General features: G+C 55.2%; 18 protein-coding genes. 7 read left to right on the plus strand and 11 right to left on the minus strand.

All coding sequences use genetic code 11. The annotated features are described in order from the left end of the window. Nucleotides 1-2: 2 nt before the first annotated feature. The 11 genes from mraY to leuO all read right to left on the minus strand — a co-directional run bounded on the left by mraY (nt 3) and on the right by leuO (nt 12,871). The gene (gene mraY, locus KGA69_RS02120) at nt 3-1,085 is read right to left on the minus strand and encodes a phospho-N-acetylmuramoyl-pentapeptide-transferase (RefSeq protein ID WP_004204335.1); all 1,083 of its coding nucleotides are present in this window, start codon (nt 1,083-1,085) and stop codon (nt 3-5) included. After that, a complete protein-coding gene (gene murF, locus KGA69_RS02125; RefSeq protein WP_045390007.1) occupies nt 1,079-2,437 on the minus strand; it encodes a UDP-N-acetylmuramoyl-tripeptide--D-alanyl-D-alanine ligase in 1,359 nt (452 codons plus the stop codon). Before murF ends, mraY begins: the two co-directional genes overlap by 7 nt. Beyond that, on the minus strand, nt 2,434-3,921 hold the full coding sequence (gene murE / locus KGA69_RS02130) for a UDP-N-acetylmuramoyl-L-alanyl-D-glutamate--2,6-diaminopimelate ligase (RefSeq protein WP_045376465.1): 1,488 nt from the start codon (nt 3,919-3,921) through the stop codon (nt 2,434-2,436). The genes murF and murE overlap by 4 nt, the downstream gene beginning before the upstream one ends. Next, on the minus strand, nt 3,908-5,674 hold the full coding sequence (locus KGA69_RS02135) for a peptidoglycan glycosyltransferase FtsI (RefSeq protein WP_045390005.1): 1,767 nt from the start codon (nt 5,672-5,674) through the stop codon (nt 3,908-3,910). Before KGA69_RS02135 ends, murE begins: the two co-directional genes overlap by 14 nt. A 15-nt stretch (nt 5,675-5,689) precedes the next feature. Further along, the gene (gene ftsL / locus KGA69_RS02140) at nt 5,690-6,055 is read right to left on the minus strand and encodes a cell division protein FtsL (RefSeq protein ID WP_015704398.1); all 366 of its coding nucleotides are present in this window, start codon (nt 6,053-6,055) and stop codon (nt 5,690-5,692) included. Beyond that, a complete protein-coding gene (gene rsmH, locus KGA69_RS02145) occupies nt 6,052-6,993 on the minus strand; it encodes a 16S rRNA (cytosine(1402)-N(4))-methyltransferase RsmH (protein ID WP_015368254.1) in 942 nt (313 codons plus the stop codon). Before rsmH ends, ftsL begins: the two co-directional genes overlap by 4 nt. A 1-nt stretch (nt 6,994) precedes the next feature. Further along, nucleotides 6,995-7,453, minus strand: a complete 459-nt coding sequence (gene mraZ / locus KGA69_RS02150) for a division/cell wall cluster transcriptional repressor MraZ (RefSeq protein ID WP_015368255.1) — start codon at nt 7,451-7,453, stop codon at nt 6,995-6,997. A gap of 638 nt (nt 7,454-8,091) precedes the next feature. Then, nucleotides 8,092-9,096, minus strand: a complete 1,005-nt coding sequence (gene cra / locus KGA69_RS02155; RefSeq protein WP_101705621.1) for a catabolite repressor/activator — start codon at nt 9,094-9,096, stop codon at nt 8,092-8,094. A gap of 197 nt (nt 9,097-9,293) precedes the next feature. Continuing rightward, nucleotides 9,294-9,785, minus strand: a complete 492-nt coding sequence (gene ilvN / locus KGA69_RS02160; RefSeq protein WP_015368257.1) for an acetolactate synthase small subunit — start codon at nt 9,783-9,785, stop codon at nt 9,294-9,296. Between the two features lie 2 nt (nt 9,786-9,787). After that, nucleotides 9,788-11,512 (minus strand): acetolactate synthase 3 large subunit, encoded by a 1,725-nt coding sequence (gene ilvI / locus KGA69_RS02165; RefSeq protein WP_213292769.1) that lies wholly within the window; start codon nt 11,510-11,512, stop codon nt 9,788-9,790. A 390-nt stretch (nt 11,513-11,902) separates the two neighbouring features. After that, nucleotides 11,903-12,871: a transcriptional regulator LeuO gene (gene leuO, locus KGA69_RS02170; protein WP_015368259.1), complete on the minus strand. Its 969-nt coding sequence runs from the start codon at nt 12,869-12,871 to the stop codon at nt 11,903-11,905. A gap of 603 nt (nt 12,872-13,474) precedes the next feature. Between leuO and leuL the strand changes: the two genes are divergently transcribed. The 7 genes from leuL to KGA69_RS02205 all read left to right on the plus strand — a co-directional run bounded on the left by leuL (nt 13,475) and on the right by KGA69_RS02205 (nt 21,614). Continuing rightward, a complete protein-coding gene (leuL, locus tag KGA69_RS02175; RefSeq protein WP_020079614.1) occupies nt 13,475-13,561 on the plus strand; it encodes a leu operon leader peptide in 87 nt (28 codons plus the stop codon). A 93-nt stretch (nt 13,562-13,654) separates the two neighbouring features. After that, entirely contained in the window at nt 13,655-15,226 is a 1,572-nt protein-coding gene (gene leuA, locus KGA69_RS02180) for a 2-isopropylmalate synthase (RefSeq protein ID WP_213292770.1), read from the plus strand. Continuing rightward, nucleotides 15,226-16,317: a 3-isopropylmalate dehydrogenase gene (gene leuB / locus KGA69_RS02185; RefSeq protein ID WP_015368262.1), complete on the plus strand. Its 1,092-nt coding sequence runs from the start codon at nt 15,226-15,228 to the stop codon at nt 16,315-16,317. The genes leuA and leuB overlap by 1 nt, the downstream gene beginning before the upstream one ends. A 2-nt stretch (nt 16,318-16,319) precedes the next feature. Continuing rightward, nucleotides 16,320-17,720, plus strand: coding sequence for a 3-isopropylmalate dehydratase large subunit (leuC, locus tag KGA69_RS02190; RefSeq protein ID WP_045389997.1), 1,401 nt, complete (start codon nt 16,320-16,322; stop codon nt 17,718-17,720). Nucleotides 17,721-17,730: 10 nt separating this feature from the next. Then, entirely contained in the window at nt 17,731-18,336 is a 606-nt protein-coding gene (leuD, locus tag KGA69_RS02195) for a 3-isopropylmalate dehydratase small subunit (protein ID WP_045389996.1), read from the plus strand. 369 nt (nt 18,337-18,705) lie between these two features. Then, nucleotides 18,706-20,739: an oxidoreductase gene (locus KGA69_RS02200; RefSeq protein ID WP_063413976.1), complete on the plus strand. Its 2,034-nt coding sequence runs from the start codon at nt 18,706-18,708 to the stop codon at nt 20,737-20,739. 11 nt (nt 20,740-20,750) lie between these two features. Beyond that, nucleotides 20,751-21,614 (plus strand): shikimate dehydrogenase, encoded by an 864-nt coding sequence (locus KGA69_RS02205; RefSeq protein WP_045376448.1) that lies wholly within the window; start codon nt 20,751-20,753, stop codon nt 21,612-21,614. Nucleotides 21,615-21,619 lie beyond the last annotated feature (5 nt).

Genomic DNA, 21,619 nt, shown 5'->3' on the forward strand with positions numbered 1-21,619 from the left:
GATTAACGTACCTTCAGCGTCGCCAGGCCAATCAGCACCAGCATCAGCGAAATAATCCAGAAGCGCACGATAACGCGTGGTTCCGGCCAGCCTTTCAGTTCATAGTGGTGGTGAATCGGCGCCATACGGAAGATGCGCTGGCCGCGCAGCTTGAACGAGCCGACCTGCAGGATCACCGACAAGGTTTCCACGACGAAAACGCCGCCCATAATCACCAGCAGGAACTCCTGACGCAGCAGTACGGCGATAATGCCCAGCGCGCCGCCGAGCGCCAGTGAACCGACGTCGCCCATAAAGACCTGCGCCGGGTAGGTGTTGAACCACAAGAAGCCCAGGCCCGCGCCGACAATCGCCGTGCAGACGATAACCAGCTCGCCGGCGTGACGCAGATAAGGAATATGCAGGTAGTTGGCGAAGTTCATGTTACCGGTGGCCCACGCTACCAGCGCAAAGCCGGCGGCGACGAAGACGGTAGGCATAATCGCCAGGCCGTCGAGGCCGTCGGTGAGGTTGACCGCATTGCCGGTACCGACGATAACGAAGTAAGCCAGCAGGATGTAGAACAGTCCCAGCTGCGGCATCACATCTTTAAAGAACGGCACTACCAGCTCGGTCGCCGGGGTGTCTTTCCCCGCCAGATACAGCGCGAACGCCACGCCCAGCGCGATTACCGACATCCAGAAATACTTCCAGCGGGCAATCAGGCCCTTGGTGTCTTTACGCACGACTTTACGGTAATCATCGACAAACCCGATGATGCCGTAGCCGATTAATACCGTCAGCACGCACCAGACGTATGGATTTGACGGATAAGCCCACAGCAGGACGGAAACGGTAATCGCGGTGAGGATCATAATCCCGCCCATGGTCGGGGTCCCGCGTTTGCTGAAGTGGGACTCCGGGCCGTCGTTACGAACGACCTGACCGAAGGACAGTTTTTGCAGACGGGCGATCATACGCGGGCCCATCCACAACGAGATGAACAGCGCGGTCAGCAGGCTGACGATGGCGCGAAACGTCAGATAGGAAAAGACGTTAAAGCCGGAATAATATTTGACCAGATGTTCGGCCAGCCATACTAACATGTCGCAATCTCCTGTAATGCGCGTACTACCTCTTCCATAGCGGCACTACGTGAACCCTTCACTAAAATGGTCATGATTTTATGCTCTGCCAGCAGCTCGCGCAGGCGAGCTACCACGGCGGCTTTATCGTTAAAATGTTCGCCCACGCCGCTGGCGCTGCTGATATCCGCGCTCAGTGAACCGACGCTGAGCACGCAATCCAGGCCCGCCGCTTTCGCCGCTTCGCCCACTTCGCGATGACAGGCCGCGCTTTCCGCGCCGAGTTCAGCCATATCGCCGACCACCATCGCCCGGAAGCCCGGCATTTCCGCCAGCACCTGTACCGCGGCGGTCATCGAACCGACGTTGGCGTTGTAGGAGTCATCCAGCAGCAGCTGGTTTTCCGCCAGTTGGATCGGGAACAGACGTCCCGGCACCGCTTGCAGCTGCGCCAGCCCAGCTTTCACCGCGGCCAGATCGGCGCCTACCGCCATCGCCAGAGAAGTTGCCGCCAGCGCGTTAGCGATGTTATGGCGCCCCGGCAGCGGCAGCAGTACGTCGACGTTGCCGAACGGGGTCTGCAGCGTAAATTCGGTGCCATGACTGGTGATATGAACATTGGTCGCCGTGAAGTCGCTGTTCGCCGCGTTCGGCGAGAAGCGCCACACTTTGCGATCGCCAATCACGCTCTGCCAGTTCAGCCAGTCGTTATTGTCGGCATTCAAAATCGCGATGCCGTTTTGCGGCAGGCCGGTGAAGATTTCGCCCTTGGCTTTTGCCACGCCCGCCAGCGAGCCGAAGCCTTCGAGGTGCGCGGCGGCGAGGTTGTTGACCAGCGCCGCTTCCGGACGCGTCAGGCTGACGGTCCAGGCGATTTCGCCCTGGTGGTTGGCGCCAAGTTCAATCACCGCATACTGGTGATCTTTGTTCAGACGCAGCAGCGTCATCGGTACCCCGATATCGTTATTCAGGTTACCGGCGGTATACAGCGTATTACCGCACTGGCTGAGGATCGCCGCGGTCATCTCTTTGACCGAGGTCTTACCGGACGAACCGGTGAGCGCCACCACGCGGGTCGGCACCTGCTGACGCACCCAGGCCGCTAACTCGCCAAAAGCCAGGCGGGTATCTTTCACTACGACCTGCGGTAAATCGCAGGCCAGTTGGCGGCTAACCAGCAGCGCGCCAGCGCCCGCCGCTTTCGCTTGTTCGGCAAAATCATGCGCGTCGAAACGTTCGCCTTTCAGCGCCACAAACAGGCAACCCGCCGTGACTTTGCGGGTATCGGACGTCACGTCATCGATAGCGATATCGCTACCCTGCAGTTCGCCGCGGGTGATATCGGCGAGCTGGCTTAATGTAAAGCGAATCATGCTACCGCTCCCAGCAGACGCGCGACGGTAACGCGGTCGGAGTAATCCAGACGGCGGTTGCCGACTATCTGATAGTCTTCGTGGCCTTTGCCCGCGACCAGCACAACGTCGTTCGCTTTCGCCTGCATCACCGCGCTGGTCACCGCTTCCGCGCGGCCTTCCATCACCTTCACCTGCCCGGCATCAAGCATGCCGGCCAGAATGTCGTTAATAATCGCCCGCGGCTCTTCGGTACGCGGGTTATCGTCGGTAACGACCACGATATCGGCAAACTCTTCCGCGATAGCGCCCATCAGCGGGCGTTTGCCCTTGTCGCGGTCGCCGCCGCAGCCGAAGACGCACCACAGCTTGCCGCTACAGTGCAGACGCGCGGCCTGCAGCGCCTTTTCCAGCGCGTCAGGCGTATGGGCGTAATCGACCACCACGGTCGGTTTGCCCGGCGCGCTGAACACTTCCATGCGGCCGCACACCGGCTGTAAACGCGAAGAGGTTTTCAACAGGTCCGCCAGCGGATAGCCCAGCGCCAGCAGCGTCGCCAACGCCAGCAGCAGGTTGCTGACGTTAAAAGCGCCCATCAGGCGGCTTTCGATTTCGCCCTTGCCCCAGCTCGAGTCAAACTGAATGGTCGCGCCGCTGTCGTGATAGTTGACCGCGGTCGCCTTCAGCCAGCGGCCGTGGCAGTTCGGATTGATATGATCTTCCATCGACACCGCCACCGCATCCGGCAGTTTCGCCAGCCAGCGACGCCCCACTTCATCGTCAGCGTTGACGATGGCCTGGCCGCAATGGTGGGTGGAATAGAGCAGCCATTTCGCCGCTTCGTAATGTTCCATGTCGCCATGGTAGTCGAGGTGGTCACGGCTCAGGTTGGTAAACACCGAGGCGGCAAACTGCAGCGCCGCCACGCGGTGCTGAACCAGCCCGTGAGAAGAGACTTCCATCGCGCCGAAAGTCGCCCCCTGCCCTACCAGACCGGAAAGCACGTGCTGAACATCAACCGCAGAGCCGGTGGTGTTTTCGGTTGGCACCACTTTATCCAGCAGGCCGTTACCGACGGTACCCATCACCGCGCTGGTTTCGCCGAGCAGTTTCGCCCACTGCGCAAGCAGTTGAGTCGTGGTGGTTTTACCGTTAGTACCGGTAACGCCCACCAGGCGCATCTGCTGCGAAGGTTGATGATAAAAACGCCCGGCCAGCGCGGATAACCGCTCGTTCAGTTGGCTAAGGTAGATGACCGGCACGCCGTGCATCTCGCGAACTTCGCCGTCTGCGGCCTCGCCCTGCGCCTCAGCAATAATGGCAGCAACACCTTGCGCTATCGCCTGCGGGATATAACGACGCCCGTCCGCCTGATGACCCTGTACCGCGACAAAGAGGTCGCCGGACGCCGCCACGCGGCTGTCCAGCGTCATCTCTCGCAGAATTCGCTCCGGCGCATTTGGCACCCACGGAGCGAGAAGGTCGCGCAAATTACGATCTGCCACCTGTTCCCTCGCCTTGATTAATCACAAATTCACTTTTTTCGCCCGTTGCCAGCGCATCCGGTTCGATGTTCATGGTGCGCAGTACGCCGCCCATGATGGCACCGAATACCGGCGCGGAAACGGCGCCACCGTAGTATTTACCTGCCTGCGGGTCGTTGATCACCACCACCAGCGCGAAACGCGGGTGGCTGGCGGGCGCAACGCCTGCGGTGTAAGCAATATATTTGTTGATGTAGCGGCCATCCGGCCCCACTTTTTTCGCCGTACCGGTTTTAATGGCGATGCGATAGCCTTTAATCGCCGCTTTCACGCCGCCGCCGCCGGGAAGCGCTACGCTTTCCATCATGTGAACGACGGTACGAACGAGCGAGTCCGGGAACACGCGCTCGCCCGGAACCGGTGGATCAACTTTGGTAATCGACAGCGGGCGATAGATGCCATAGCTGCCAATCGTTGCGTAGACTCGCGCTAACTGTAACGGAGTTACCATTAGCCCGTAGCCGAAAGAAAAGGTGGCCCTCTCTATGTCAGACCACCGTTGTTTTTGAGGATATAAGCCACTGCGTTCTCCGACCAACCCCAAATTGGTCGCCTTTCCAAGCCCAAAACGTGAGTAAGTATCTACTAACGCTGAGGACGGCATCGCTAACGCCAGCTTAGAAACGCCGACGTTACTCGACTTCTGTAGCACCCCGGTCAGGGTCAATTCGCTGTAGCGCGCCACGTCTTTGATTTCGTGGCCGTTAATTCGATATGGAATGGTATTCAGCACGGTATTTTCATTGACGATGCCGCGCTGCAGCGCCGTCATCACCACCATCGGCTTCACCGTTGAACCCGGTTCAAATACGTCGGTGATGGCGCGGTTACGCATGGTATCTTTGGAGGTACCCGCGAAATTATTTGGGTTGTACGACGGGCTATTCGCCATCGCCAGCACTTCACCGGTGTTGACGTCAACCAAAACGGCGGTGCCTGATTCCGCTTTGTTGAACGCCACCGCATTATTCAGTTCGCGATATACCAGCGCCTGCAGGCGCTCGTCGATGCTCAACGCGAGGTTATGCGCCGCCTGGCTGTCGGTGGAAGAAATGTCTTCAATCACGCGGCCATAGCGGTCTTTACGCACGATACGTTCGCCCGGCTGACCGGTCAGCCATTTATCAAAGCTTTTCTCAACCCCTTCAATCCCCTGGCTATCGACGTTGGTGAAGCCAATGAGGTGAGCGGTTACTTCGCCTGACGGATAATAACGGCGAGACTCCTCGCGCAGATGGATCCCCGGCAGCTTCAGTTTTCTGATGTAGTCGGCCATGTCAGGGTTCACCTGACGCGCCAGATAGATAAAACGCATCCGCGGGTTGCTGTTGATGCGCGATGCCAGCTGATCCAGCGGCATATTCAGCGCATCGGCTAGCGCTTTCCAGCGGTTATCGAGCGTCACACCGCCCGCATCATGCAGCTCTTTCGGGTCGGCCCAAATCGCTTTTACCGGAACGCTGACCGCCAGCGGGCGGCCGGAGCGGTCGGTAATCATGCCGCGCGCGGTGGAGACTTCCTGTACGCGCAGGGAACGCATATCCCCCTGACGCACCAGCATGTCCGGGCTGACAACCTGCAGCCACGCGACGCGGCCAAGCAGGAAGGCGAGAGCGATTAAAATACATCCGCACAGCAACGCAAAACGCCAACTGATAAAGTTGGCCTGTTCTTCCTGACGTTTTGCTTTTGGCGTTTTCGGCGCTGCTTTCATGCGTCGCAATAATCCTTATTTCTGTACCACTATATTTTCTTGTGATGGATCAACGTGTTGCATCTGCAACTTCTCTGTCGCGATCCGTTCAACCCGACTGTGATCGCCAAGGGCGTTCTCTTCGAGGATCAGGTTGCGCCATTCAATATCCAGAGCGTCACGCTCCAGAACTAATTGTTCACGCTGCGCGGTTAACAGACGGGTATGGTGCGCCGTCGTCACCACGGTCACTGCCGTTATGATGATGCAAATGAACAGGCAGAGTGGCAGCTTCCCAAACCGCAGAAGATCGTCCCCGATGACGCCAGGCAAGGCATGGCGCTCGTTGCTTCCTAACGATCCTTTAACTTTGCTTAAGGCTACTGTCACTCTGCCGATCATGCGTTCGTCCTCTCTGCGATACGCAGCACTGAACTACGGGCGCGTGGATTCTCTGCCACCTCTTCTTCGCCCGGCATCAACTTGCCTAGTGCTCGCAACTGACGGCCGCCCAGTTTCCTGAGCTGCTCTTCAGTCATCGGGATCCCTGCTGGAACCTGCGGACCGCGGCTTTGCTCACGCATAAAGCGCTTCACAATACGGTCTTCCAGCGAATGGAAACTGATAATCGACAGCCGACCACCGGGGGCCAGCACGCCGAGCGAGCTTTTTAGCGCCTGCTCTATCTCCTCCAGTTCACTGTTCACCCAAATGCGCACCGCCTGGAAGGTACGGGTCGCGGGATGTTTGTGCTTATCTTTCACCGGCGTCGCCGCCGCGATAACTTCCGCCAGCTCTTTGGTACGGGTCATCGGCTCAATGCGGTTACGCTCAACGATCGCGCGCGCGATACGTTTACCGAAACGCTCCTCGCCAAAGGTTTTGATGACCCAGGCGATGTCGGCTTCTTCGGCGGTCTGTAACCATTCGGCGGCGGACTGACCGCGAGTCGGATCCATGCGCATGTCCAGCGGACCATCGCGCATAAAGGAGAACCCGCGTTCCGCGTCGTCCAGCTGCGGTGAAGAAACGCCAAGATCGAGAAGAATACCGTCGATCTTGCCGGTAAGATTGCGCTCGGCGACGTAGTCAGCCAGCTGCGAGAAAGGACCATGTACGATGGAAAAGCGTGGGTCATCGATGGTTTGCGCAACGGCAATAGCCGTCGGGTCGCGATCGATTGCCAGCAGGCGCCCTTCCGCCCCCAGTTGGGAGAGGATCAGACGCGAGTGACCACCGCGGCCAAAGGTTCCATCAATGTAGATACCATTTGGACGAATATTCAGGCCGTTAACGGCTTCATCCAGAAGTACCGTAGTGTGTTTAAAATTTTCCATCATTTTATAAAGACAAATCCTGCAGGCGCTCCGACAGTTCACCGGTAGCGGACTGCTCAGCGTCGATATCTTCCTTGACCCGTTGATACCAGGTCGTTTCATCCCACAGTTCAAATTTATTAAACTGTCCGACCAGCATCACTTCTTTTGTCAGCCCGGCATGTTGCCGCAGCACCGGCGCGATTAGCAATCGTCCGGCGCTATCCATCTGACATTCGCTGGCATGCCCCAAAAGCAGGCGCTGTACGCGCCGCTCAACGGGATTCATGCTCGACAAACGCGACAATTTTTGCTCGATGATTTCCCATTCAGGCAAGGGATAAAGCAGCAGGCACGGGTGATGAATGTCAATGGTGCACACCATTTGACCAGAAGCATCCTCGATCAGCCCGTCGCGGTAGCGCGTCGGTACGGCCAAACGGCCTTTACTGTCGAGATTGACTAACGTTGCTCCACGGAACATGCCAGCCTCACCCCTTTTCGCCACTTTACCCCACAAATTCCCACCTAAAGGAGTTTACGGAGCGGAGGAAAAGCTTGTCAAGCCAGCACTAATGCCAACGGAGCGCAAAAACCCATTATTTACAGCCGATATTAGCCCTGATGAATAAATCACCAACAAACGAGGCAAATTAACGTTATGAATACGTGTAAGAAAATAACCAACAAACTCGTAACAGTTAAAAGCGACAAAATATCTTCAGCGGGAAAATATAAAGTGTCAGTTTGCGACGCGAGCGGCATTTTAGGCCATTCTGATGTCCGTTAACAGTGCCTGTTGTGGACGGAGAAGCACTTGTGCCGCGGCCTGACGCTCTCAGATGCGATGAAGGTAGGATAAAGCGATTGTTAATTCAGCAATTATTCCGATGAATGTAACAAAATAATACTAACAAGGGGTATTGCGCATTTTCTTGCACCATTTGGATACAAAAAAATCTTTCTCAGGAATAAAACAAAATAAGGCGTAAAGAAGTTTAGGGATTTGTCTGAAAGCGAATAGATTTACGAATCTCTACGTAAATTGTATGGAATATCGCCAGATGCTGATCCATCTGGCGAATAACCTACGAAGAATCTTAACCTTTTTTCGCTAATGGATCAGCGGCGATTCAAACTTCCGCGATGATAAAGGTTACGACGAATACGGCTTAAGCCTGGTTTTGGCTTACGCGGTTCATCCAGGCTTGCCAGTACAATCTCTAAAACACGCTCGGCAACGTCGCGGTGACGCTGCGCGACCGCCAGCACCGGACACTGCAGGAAATCGAGCAGTTCGTTATCGCCGAAGGTGGCGATGGCGAGTTCGGATGGCAGTTTGCCTTCACGGCGCAGCGTGACGTCCATCACACCCTGCAGCAGCGGGAAAGAGGTGGTGAACAGCAGTTGCGGCATCGGATGCGTTTCCAGCCATTTCTCGAAAAGATGGGCCGCAGCTTCGCGTTCGTAGCTGTTGGCATACAGGAAGTTCACTTCCCGCGGGTCATCCTTCCACGCCGAACGGAACCCCTGCTCACGCAGGAAACTCACCGACAGCTCCGGCAGCGCTCCCAGATAGAGCACTCGGTCACCGGGGAATTTGCGCAGCTCGGCGGCAAGCATCTCGGCGTCGTCCTGATCGGCGCCGACGACGCTGGTAAAGTGTTCACGATCGAGCGCGCGGTCGAGCGCGACAATCGGGAAAGGATCGTTCGCCCAGCGCTGATAGAACGGGTGCTCCGGCGGCAGCGAAGTCGAAACGATAATTGCATCCACCTGACGCTGCAGCAGATGCTCAATACAGCGCATTTCGTTATCCGGCTGATCTTCCGAGCAGGCGATCAGCAACTGGTAGCCGCGCTGACGCGCCTGGCGCTCCAGATAGTTCGCAATACGGGTATAACTGGTATTTTCGAGATCCGGGATCACCAGACCGATTGAACGCGTGCGTCCTGCGCGCAGGCCAGCAGCGACCGCATTCGGGTGGTAGTTATGCTCGCGCACCACCGCCATCACCTTCTCGACCGTTTTATCGCTGACGCGATACTGCTTCGCTTTGCCATTAATCACATAGCTCGCGGTGGTTCTTGAAACACCGGCCAGCCGGGCGATTTCATCCAGTTTCACAATTGCCCCTTGGGTAAGAAGTACAAAAAACAACCATTAAATAGATATACTCATTAGAGTATAGAGATCCATTTTTATAACATCTAAACGCAGAATAGTTAGCGCGGCAACCGCTTTCGTCCACAGTTCCTACGGAATTCGCAAAAAAATAACCCGACAGTTTGTGTCGGGCTATTTTTACGTCATTTTTTCAGCGTTTAGCGCATAATTTTATCACCACGCGACAGGCCGACGACACCGGAGCGCGCCACTTCAACAATGCGCGCGACGTCGCGCAAGGAGGCCAGGAAGGCATCCAGCTTATCGCTGGTTCCTGCCAGCTGCACGGTATAGATAGAAGGCGTCACATCAATAATCTGCCCGCGAAATATCTCGGTGTTGCGTTTCACCTCTTCACGGCCATAACCGCTGGCCTGCACTTTAACCAGCATGATTTCACGCTCGACGTGGGAGCCCTGGCCCAGTTCGCTGACCCGCAGCACATCCACCAGCTTATGTAACTGCTTTTCGATCTGCTCAATCGCTTTCTCGTCGCCCACCGTCTGGATGGTCATGCGGGACAGCGTCGGATCGTCGGTTGGCGCTACCGTCAGGCTTTCAATATTGTAGCCGCGCTGCGAAAAGAGGCCGATCACCCGGGATAATGCCCCCGATTCGTTCTCCAGTAATACAGATAATATCCGGCGCATAATCAGGTTCTCTCCGTTTTGCTCAACCACATTTCGTCCATGCCGCCGCCGCGGATCTGCATGGGGTAAACATGCTCGCTACCATCAACCGTAACATCAACGAACACCAGACGGTTATTACGTACCTGCTCCAGCGCTTCCGCCAGTTTAGCTTCCAGCTCTTGCGGCTCGCTGATGCGAATACCGACGTGGCCATACGCCTCGGCGACGCGCACGAAGTCCGGCAGCGATTCCATGTAGGACTGCGAATGGCGGCCGGAATAGAGCATATCCTGCCACTGCTTTACCATTCCGAGGTAGCGGTTATTCAGGTTCAGCACCAGCACCGGCAGTTCATACTGCAGGGCGGTGGAAAGCTCCTGAATGTTCATCTGGATGCTGCCATCGCCGGTCACGCAGATAACGGTTTCTTGCGGTAGCGCCATCTTCACGCCCAGCGCCGCAGGCAGGCCAAAGCCCATCGTGCCGAGGCCGCCGGAATTAATCCAACGTCTTGGTTTATCGAATGGATAATAGAGCGCGGCGAACATTTGATGCTGGCCAACGTCGGAGGTCACGTAAGCATCACCGTTGGTCAGGCGCCAGATAGCCTCGATTACCGCCTGTGGTTTAATCTTGCCGCTTTGCGTGTCGTATTGCAGACAATGACGGGAACGCCACTGTTCGATCTGCTGCCACCAGTCGCGGATCTCATCCAGCGGCTGCTGGCTCTCTTCCTGCTCAAGCAGATCAAACATCTGGTCGAGCACCTGCCGCGCATCGCCAACGATCGGCACATCCGCAGGGACGGTCTTGGAGATCGACGTGGGATCGATATCAATATGCAGCACCGTGGCGTTCGGGCAATACTTAGCCAAATTGTTGGTGGTGCGATCGTCAAAGCGTACGCCGACTGCAAAAATAACGTCGGAATGGTGCATGGTCATGTTGGCTTCATAGGTGCCGTGCATCCCCAACATGCCAAGCGCCTGCTGATGAGTCGCCGGAAAAGCGCCTAAGCCCATTAATGAAGAGACAACCGGTAACTTCAGCTTTTCGACCAAGGGACGCAGCTGTGCTTCGCACTGCGAATTGATCGCCCCGCCACCGACGTATACGACCGGTTTTTTCGCCGCCACCAGCGTTTGCAACGCACGTTTGATCTGACCTTTATGCCCGCTGGTTGTCGGGTTGTAAGAACGCATGCTGACCGCATCCGGCCAAACGTAAGGCAGCTTTTTCGCCGGATTGAGAATATCCTTCGGCAAATCGACCACTACCGGCCCCGGTCGGCCGCTGGCCGCCAGCCAGAACGCTTTCTTTAAAATGCCGGGAATATCTTCAGTCTGTTTCACCAGGAAGCTGTGTTTGACCACCGGGCGCGAGATACCGACCATATCGCACTCCTGGAAGGCATCGTAGCCAATCAGCGAGGTGGCGACCTGCCCGGAAAGAATGACCAGCGGAATAGAATCCATGTAAGCCGTTGCGATACCGGTAATAGCGTTAGTCGCTCCCGGGCCGGAGGTCACCAACACCACCCCGACTTCGCCGGTCGCGCGCGCCAGCCCGTCAGCCATATGCACCGCCGCCTGCTCATGGCGCACCAGCACATGGTCTATGCCACCGAGGGTATGTAATGCATCGTAGATATCGAGGACCGCGCCTCCGGGATAGCCGAATACTTGCTTGACGCCCTGATCGACAAGCGATTGGACGACCATCTCGGCTCCTGACAACATCTCCATGGTTTGCCTCCAGGCTTTTTGTTTTCACGACGGCGGAAGTCATTTTCCGCGCGCGTCGTATGATGCGCCGCCATCGGCAGCGCATTGAAGTGAACAACTTGCTGTGCATTACCATAACTGCTCGCCAACAGGCAGGCAATTCGCCTGGCGGCGTCTGGAGCGCGTCTCAAAAGCAGAAAAGAAAGCATATGGAGAAATATATGGAGGATTGCTTCAGGAATAGAAAAATGAGACAGCCAATACTCGGGGAAAATGGCTTACGGCAGAAAATCATCCATTTTTCACCGTCGGGTTGCGAGAACCCGCGGTGATAAACAGAATAATATTCTGCTTTTTTAATGTTTACTCAGATAAGCTGGAACTTCCGTTCCCCTTTGTGGATGAGGACAATTAGCGCTGGCAGATATTCGCCAGTAACTCTTCCATCCATTGATGGCCTTTATCACGACCGGCCGCTTCGTGCCATGAAAGGAAGCAGGTGCGGCTATTTACCTTCAGCGGCAGCGGTAATATCTGCAGGTCTAATTTATCCGCGAATTCATTGGCTAACCAGCGTGGCGCTATCGCCACCATGTGGGTTTGCGAAACCACGTTTAATACGCTAACCATGGCATTACCCTGATAGGCAATACAGGATTGTTTATCCACGGAGTCATACCACGGCTGGCTAAACGAAGCATAACGATCCAATGCGACGACCGCGTGCTCTTCCTGATAAATATCCGCTTCCGTTAACGGCCCGGAAATACGCGGATGTTTACGGCTGGCAACCAGAACCATTTCATCTTTGAATAAAGGTATGCAGGCGAATTCCGGACGACGGAACTCTTCATAGCCGATAACAAATTCAATTTCCTGATAACGCAGCTGATGTTCGGTGTTTTGATGTAGCGCTGATTTAAAGACCAGATGAATATTTGGCGCGATTTCACCAACTTTATTAAATATTAGCGAGGTTAAGTAATTATCCAATGGGCTACAAACGCAGAGGTTAAATACGCGCTCGCTGCTCAGTGGTTCAAAGCCGGAACCCGGCAGCTCATTTTGCACCAGTTGCAATGCCTGGCGTACCGAGCCGAACAGCTGATAGGCCCGCGCCGTTGGCTGAATGCCGCGCCCATAGCGAACAAACAGTTCATCATTAAACATCACCTTAAGGCGAGAGACCGCGTTACTCACCGCCGGTTGGGACATCCCGAGAGTATGGGCCGCACGGGTAATATTTTGTTCCTGCATCACCGCATCAAAGACGGTCAGCAGGTTGAGATCCACCATCCGCAGTTGTGGTTTGACGACTTCCTGTCCCGGGGCTGATTTATATTCAGTATTTTCAATTAACATATCTAACTCCACCGTCACGCTAAATTCCTTTTACCAAAGTGCAGTAATTAATTAAGACAATATCATTTATCATGCATATTAAATCTGCAAAAGGGCAAAATGGAATTTTAGGAATATATCAAGGTTATGAGTAGCGACGAAAAACCTCACTGGATATCACCGGAACCCGCCTAAAACATATCATTTACTTGATGATATAAAGTGTACCCATAGATCACAGGAATAAACAACACCACCAATAGTTAATTGCAATTTAAGTATTAATTAACTATCTAGTTTATCCCTGCGATTAATTAACACTTTGTTATCCTTTCTTTTGTCTAACCCCCTCAAAATCAGCAATGAGAATGCCATTAATCTCTTATCTTTCATTAAGATAACAATGGAACCCTCTCTCATATTTTTCATCCCCTTTATGATAAAAAATTTTTCTAATTGTTTTATTTTTCCAGGGGCAGATGAATGTCTCAAATAGGATCGTCGGTAAAACAAGGGATAATCCAGCACAATTAGCTAATTCACCAGGCTGGTGAAAAACAGTTTTTATCTTGCCTGGGGTTGACATCAAAACCGCTATCCAGTAACTCTAAAAGCATATCGATTTCAACTGGAGTATGACGCATGATTCGCACCACTCGTTTCACCAGCCTACTACTACTAAACGCATCCATTGTGCGCGGTAGGCTGTTGGGCGACGTTCAGCGTTAAGTCATCTTCCAGCAAGACACTAAACCCGCGCCATTGCGCGGGTTTTTTTATGCTCGAAGCAAGGCGCCAGGCAACAGATTAAGGATCTAAACCATGAGCCAGAAAGTCATTATTTTCGATACGACCTTACGTGATGGGGAACAAGCGTTACAGGCCAGCCTGAGCGTGAAAGAGAAGCTGCAGATAGCCATGGCCCTCGAACGTATGGGCGTCGATGTGATGGAAGTCGGTTTCCCGGTTTCTTCCCCAGGCGATTTTGAATCGGTGCAGACCATCGCTCGCACCATCAAAAATAGCCGCGTGTGCGCGCTGGCTCGCTGCGTTGAGAAAGATATCGACGTGGCGGCGGAATCCTTAAAAGTGGCCGAAGCGTTCCGCATCCACACCTTCATCGCAACGTCTCCGATGCATATCGCCACCAAGTTGCGCAGTACGCTGGATGAAGTCATTGAGCGCGCTATTTACATGGTGAAACGCGCACGTAACTATACCGATGACGTCGAATTTTCCTGTGAAGATGCAGGTCGTACGCCGATCGACGATCTGGCTCGCGTCGTCGAAGCGGCTATCCGCGCCGGCGCCACGACCATTAATATCCCGGATACCGTCGGCTACACCATGCCGTTCGAATACGCCAACATCATCAGCGGTCTGTATGAACGCGTACCAAACATTGATAAAGCGATTATTTCAGTCCACACTCATGATGATTTAGGCATCGCCGTCGGTAACGCCCTCGCCGCCGTCCACGCTGGCGCGCGTCAGGTAGAAGGCGCGATGAACGGTATCGGCGAACGCGCCGGTAACTGCGCGCTGGAAGAGGTGATCATGGCGATCAAAGTGCGCAAAGACATTATGAACGTGCACACCAACATCAATCACCACGAAATCTGGCGTACCAGCCAGACCGTCAGCCAAATCTGCAATATGCCTATCCCGGCTAACAAAGCCATCGTCGGCACCGGCGCCTTCGCCCACTCTTCCGGTATTCATCAGGATGGCGTGCTGAAGAACCGCGAAAACTACGAAATCATGACCCCGGAATCCATCGGTCTGAACCAGGTACAGCTGAACCTGACCTCACGCTCCGGTCGCGCGGCGGTGAAACACCGTATGGAAGAGATGGGCTATAAAGAGAGCGACTACAACCTGGATCATCTGTATGACGCGTTCCTGAAGCTGGCGGATAAAAAAGGCCAGGTCTTCGACTACGACCTGGAAGCGCTGGCGTTCATCAATAAGCAGCAGGAAGAGCCAGAGCATTTCCGTCTCGACTACTTCAGCGTCCAGTCTGGCTCGAGCGATATCGCTACCGCCTCTATCAAGCTGGCCTGCGGTGATGACATCAAAACCGAAGCCGCCAACGGCAACGGCCCGGTTGACGCTATCTACCAGGCTATTAACCGCGTGACGGACTACAACATCGACTTAGTGAAGTATGGCTTAAGCGCCAAAGGTCACGGCAAAGATGCGCTGGGTCAGGTTGATATCGTCGTGGAATACAACGGTCGCCGCTTCCACGGCGTCGGCCTGGCGACCGATATCGTCGAATCGTCAGCAAAAGCGATGGTACACGTGCTGAACAACATCTGGCGCGCCGCCGAAGTCGAAAAAGAATTGCAACGCCAAGCTCAGAATAAAGAGAACAACAAGGAAACCGTGTAATGTCGAAGAATTATCATATTGCCGTTTTGCCGGGTGATGGAATTGGCCCGGAAGTGATGAACCAGGCGATGAAAGTACTGGAAGCCGTTCGTAACCGTTTTTCAATGCGTATCACCACCAGCCAGTACGACGTTGGCGGCATCGCCATCGACCGTCAGGGCATGCCGCTGCCGCAAGCCACCGTTGATGGCTGCGAGCAGGCAGACGCGATTCTGTTCGGTTCCGTCGGCGGTCCGAAGTGGGAACATCTGCCGCCGGCCGAACAGCCGGAACGCGGCGCGCTGCTGCCGCTGCGTAAGCACTTCAAATTATTCAGCAACCTGCGCCCGGCTAAACTGTATCAGGGGCTGGAAGCGTTCTGCCCGCTGCGCGCCGATATCGCCGCCAACGGCTTCGACATTCTGTGCGTGCGCGAACTGACCGGCGGCATCTACTTCGGTCAGCCGAAGGGCCGCGAAGGCAGCGGCCAGCATGAAAAAGCTTTCGATACTGAGGTATACCACCGCTTTGAAATCGAGCGTATCGCGCGTATTGCCTTTGAATCAGCGCGCAAGCGTCGTCATAAAGTGACGTCAATCGATAAAGCCAACGTCCTGCAGTCTTCTATCTTGTGGCGCGAAATCGTCAACGAGATTGGCAAAGAGTATCCGGATGTCGAGCTGGCGCATATGTATATCGATAATGCCACCATGCAGCTTATCAAAGATCCGTCGCAGTTCGACGTCCTGCTGTGCTCGAACCTGTTTGGCGACATCCTGTCCGACGAGTGCGCGATGATCACCGGCTCTATGGGCATGTTGCCGTCCGCCAGCCTCAACGAGCAAGGTTTTGGCCTGTATGAACCAGCGGGCGGCTCGGCGCCGGACATCGCGGGCAAAAATATCGCCAACCCGATTGCGCAAATCCTGTCGCTGGCGCTGCTGCTGCGCTATAGCCTGGATGCCGGCGACGCGGCGAGCGCCATTGAACGCGCTATCAACCGCGCGTTAGAAGAAGGCATTCGTACCGGCGACTTAGCGCGCGGTACGGCGGCGGTCAGTACAGATGAAATGGGCGATATCATTGCCCGCTATGTCGCGGAAGGGGTGTAATCATGGCGAAGACGTTATACGAAAAATTGTTTGATGCGCATGTGGTATACGAAGCGCAGAACGAAACCCCGTTGCTGTATATTGACCGCCATCTGGTGCACGAAGTCACCTCTCCGCAGGCGTTTGACGGCCTGCGCGCGCACGGTCGTCCGGTACGCCAGCCGGGCAAAACGTTCGCCACCATGGATCACAACGTCTCAACGCAGACCAAAGATATCAACGCCTCCGGCGAAATGGCCCGTATTCAGATGCAGGAGCTGATTAAGAACTGCAAAGAGTTTGGCGTTGAGCTGTATGACTTAAATCACCCGTTCCAGGGCATCGTACACGTCATGGGCCCGGAACAGGGCGTCACCCTGCCGGGGATGACCATTGTTTGCGGTGACTCCCATACCGCCACACACGGCGCGTTTGGCGCGCTGGCGTTCGGTATCGGCACCTCCGAAGTGGAGCATGTGCTGGCGACCCAGACCCTGAAACAGGGTCGCGCGAAGACCATGAAAATCGAAGTTCGTGGCAAAGCGGCGCCGGGCATTACCGCCAAAGACATTGTGCTGGCGATCATCGGCAAAACCGGTAGCGCCGGCGGTACCGGTCACGTGGTCGAATTCTGCGGCGAAGCCATTCGCGACCTGAGCATGGAAGGCCGTATGACTCTGTGCAATATGGCAATCGAAATGGGCGCCAAAGCGGGTCTGGTCGCGCCGGACGAGACGACCTTCAATTATGTGCAGGGCCGCCTGCACGCGCCGAAGGGCCAGGATTTCGCCGACGCGGTGGAATACTGGAAAACGCTGAAAACCGACGATGAGGCCACCTTCGATACCGTAGTCACGCTGCAGGCGGAAGAGATTGCGCCGCAGGTTACCTGGGGCACCAATCCAGGCCAGGTCATCTCGGTCACCGATATTATCCCGGATCCGGCATCGTTCAGCGATCCGGTCGAACGCGCCAGCGCCGAGAAAGCGCTGGCCTATATGGGGCTGAAATCCGGCGTACCGTTGACCGAGGTCGCGATCGATAAAGTCTTTATCGGTTCCTGCACTAACTCGCGAATCGAAGATTTACGCGCGGCGGCGGAAATCGCCAAAGGGCGTAAAGTGGCGCCGGGCGTACAGGCGCTGGTGGTTCCCGGCTCCGGCCCGGTGAAAGCGCAGGCGGAAGCCGAAGGTCTGGATAAGATTTTCATCGACGCCGGTTTTGAATGGCGCTTACCGGGCTGCTCCATGTGCCTGGCGATGAACAACGACCGCCTGAATCCCGGCGAACGTTGCGCCTCTACCAGCAACCGTAACTTTGAAGGCCGTCAAGGCCGCGGCGGACGCACCCATTTAGTCAGCCCGGCGATGGCCGCGGCGGCAGCGGTGACCGGCCATTTCGCCGATATCCGTAACTTGAAATAAGGAGACCATCATGGCAGAGAAATTTACCCAACATACTGGCCTGGTGGTTCCGCTGGATGCCGCAAACGTCGATACCGATGCGATCATTCCTAAGCAGTTCCTGCAGAAAGTGACGCGTACCGGCTTTGGCGCGCACCTGTTTAACGACTGGCGTTTCCTCGACGACCAGGGGCAGCAACCGAACCCGGAGTTCGTGCTGAACTTCCCGCAATATAAAGGGGCGTCTATCCTGCTGGCGCGTGAAAACTTCGGCTGCGGCTCCTCGCGCGAGCACGCGCCGTGGGCGTTGACCGATTACGGTTTCAAAGTGGTGATTGCGCCAAGCTTTGCCGATATCTTTTACGGCAACAGCTTTAATAACCAACTGCTGCCGGTGACGCTCAGCGATGAGCAGGTGGACGAGCTGTTCAAGCTGGTACAGGCGAGCCCGGGCATTAGCTTTGAAGTAGATCTTGAAGCGCAGGTGGTTAAAGCCGGGGATAAAACCTACAGCTTTAAAATCGACGACTTCCGCCGCCACTGCATGCTCAACGGTCTGGATAGCATCGGCCTGACGCTGCAGCATGAAGAAGCGATTTCTGCCTACGAGCGTCAACAGCCCGCCTTTATGAACTAACCTTTAAGCCCGGCGAGCAAGCCGGGCTTTCTCTTTATGCTCCTCTCTGGCGCACATGACTACGTATAATTTATAGATAAATTTATTCTTCCCGTCCTTTATCGTGCATTTATAACGGCGTAACCGGGCTATTTTTGTTTATATCCACAATGACAAGTAAATAATCAGCAGAAGTATTTAAAACAAACCGCCCAATATGTGAATTAACGGTTAACTCCATAGAAAACCCCTATAGCTCAGCACAAAAAAAAGCATTATTTTTCCCCTCCCCGGCTCGTTATCTTTCCTGACAGAGAAATATTAACTTTAGATACGTCACGTCGCCTGCCTCACATCGTGGGCCGCCTGCCGTTCTTGTGGAGAGCCTAAATGAGCCACTATCCTCATCTATTCAGCCCGCTAACCATCAACGGGATGACCATAAAAAATCGCATTATCATGCCGCCGATGGGTACCAATATGGCCACCCTGAATGGCGAAGTCTCGCAGGAGCAGCTTGAATACTACGAACTGCGGGCGAAAGGCGGCACCGGGCTCATTACCGTGGAAAATATCTGCATTGATTTTCCCTTCGCCTCCAATGGCACGACGCAGTTACGTATCGATAACGATCAATATATTCCGCGCCTGTTTAAATTAACCGAAACCCTCCATAAACACGGCGCTTGCGTAGCGATTCAGCTAAATCACGCGGGCGCTTCGGCTTATGCTTATCGCCTGAATGGGCAGACGCCGCTTTCGGCATCCAGCACGCCGTCGAAAAAGCACGGTAATATTCCGCGGCCAATGACTCACGAGGAAATTTATCACGCGGTAGACAAATTTGGCGACGCCGCTGAGCGCGTACGCCGCGCCGGTTTTGACTGCGTAGAAATTCATGGCGGCCATTCCTATTTAATTAGCCAGTTTTTGTCGCCGCTATTTAATAAACGTACCGACGAATTCGGCGGCAGTATCGAAAACCGCACCCGCATATTAAGCCTGATTATCGATAAGGTTCGCGCCTGCGTTGGACCACGTTTCCCGATAAGCCTGCGCATCAGCGCCGACGATTTCTTAAAGGGCGGCAACACGCTGGAAGATTCGCTGCGCATCCTCGAGCTGTGCCAGGATAAGGTCGACATTATTAACGTCTCTGCCGCGCAGAACGATAACCTGAATTTACAAATCGACCAGATGTCGCTGGAAGACGGCTGGAAGCGCTACCTCTCTCGCGCGGTACGCGATAAATTCCATAAGCCGACGGTCATCGCCGGCAACATTCGTTCGCCAAAAATCGCCGAAGATATCCTCGCCAGCGGCGATGCCGATCTGATCGCCATTGGTCGTGGTTTGATTGCCGAGCCTGAATGGGTACAGAAAGTACAAAGCGGCAATGAGCGTCTGATGCGTAAATGCATCTCCTGCAATATCGGCTGCGCGGATCACCGCATCGCCCGTTCTCGTCCGCTGCGCTGCTCGATCAACCCGGACATCATCCACGGCGACGCTTACAAGCAGCAGCGTGTTTCGCGCGAAACCAACGTTGTGGTAATCGGCGCCGGCACTGCAGGAATGGAAGCCGCCTGCACCGCCGCGGAAGTCGGCTGTAACACCTGGCTGCTGGAAGAGAAAAGCCACGTCGGCGGACTGGCCAGCACCATTGCGCTGCTGCCGGAGAAAAAGCGCATCGCCGATTTCCCGCAGTTTATGAAAAACCGCCTTTCCGGGCTCAGTAATCTGATGCTGCAGGTCGGTAAACGCGCCGATGTCGCTTCAGTCGCCGCGCTGCATCCACAGCTCATCGTCAACGCCACCGGCTCGGTTCCTCTGCTGCCGCCTATCGAAGGCCTGCGCGAGAACATTGACGCCGAAGGTGGCCGCCTGTTTTCAATAACCGGCATGATTGAACACCTTGACGCCTTTGCCGATGCCGCAGGTAAACGCATCGTCGTGGTTGGCGGCGGCGCCGTCGGCCTGGACGTCATTGAATACTTCTCAGCGCGCGGCGCCGAGACGGTGCTGATTGAAATGCAGGACGCGCCGGGACAGGACCTCGACATTATTACCAAAAACGCGATGTTGACCATGCTGGAAGAACACCAGGTGGAGCAACACATGCAGACCCGATTAACCGCCGTCGCTCCAGACCATTTCACCGTTAATACCGTCAACGGCACGTTCGACATTCCCTTCGACTATGGCTTTGTATGCCTGGGAATGCGCGCCAACCGCGCAGGTCTCGACGATATCGCCCAGTGGGCCGCCGCCAACAACGTAAAAATCATGAATATCGGCGACAGCCTGTCGGCCCGGAGAATTATCGACGGCGTGCGCGAAGGCCGCAACGTGCTGGAGATACTCGAAGACATGGGCGTACTCGGCAATCGCGAAGCGCAACAGATTCCATTTTTAACATATTGAGGATATTTATCATGGCAGAACGTCTTACCGGTCATACCGAACTGATTGGCCTAATCGCTACCCCGATTCGTCACAGCATGTCGCCGACCATGCACAACGAAGCCTTTGCCCATCTTGGCCTCGATTACGCCTACCTGGCGTTCGAGGTCGATAACCAGGAGCTAAAAGATGTCGTGCAGGGTTTCCGCGCGCTAAAACTGCGTGGTTACAACGTCTCGATGCCGAATAAAACCGAAATTTGCCAGTATCTCGACAAGCTTTCGCCGGCGGCGCAGCTGGTCGGCGCGGTCAATACCGTCGTCAACGATAATGGCGTGTTAACCGGCCACATTACCGACGGCACCGGCTATATGCGCGCGCTGTCAGAAGCCGGTATCGATATCATTGGCAAGAAGATGACCATCCTCGGCGCAGGCGGCGCGGCTACCGCCATCAGCGTACAGGCCGCGCTCGACGGCGTGAAGGCCATCTCGATCTTCAACCGTAAAGACAAGTTCTTCGCCAATGCCGAGCAGACCGTCGCCAAGATCCGCGACAACACCGACTGCGAGATCCATCTCTTCGATCTCGACGATCATGACAAGCTGCGCGCCGAAATCGACAGCAGCGTGATCCTCACCAACGCCACCGGCGTCGGTATGAAACCATTCGAAGGCCAGATGCTGCTGCCAAACGACAGCTTCCTGCGCCCGGACCTGATTGTCTCCGACGTCGTCTATAACCCGCGTAAAACCCATCTGCTGGAAGTGGCGGAGAAAAAAGGCTGCCGGACCCTCAACGGCCTGGGAATGATGCTGTGGCAAGGCGCGCGCGCGTTCGAAATCTGGACGGGCAAAGAGATGCCGGTTGACTACGTCAAGAGCATTCTGTTCTAAGAGGC

Source organism: Klebsiella sp. A52, assembly GCF_018388785.1.
Classification (GTDB): Bacteria; Pseudomonadota; Gammaproteobacteria; order Enterobacterales; family Enterobacteriaceae; genus Klebsiella; species Klebsiella aerogenes.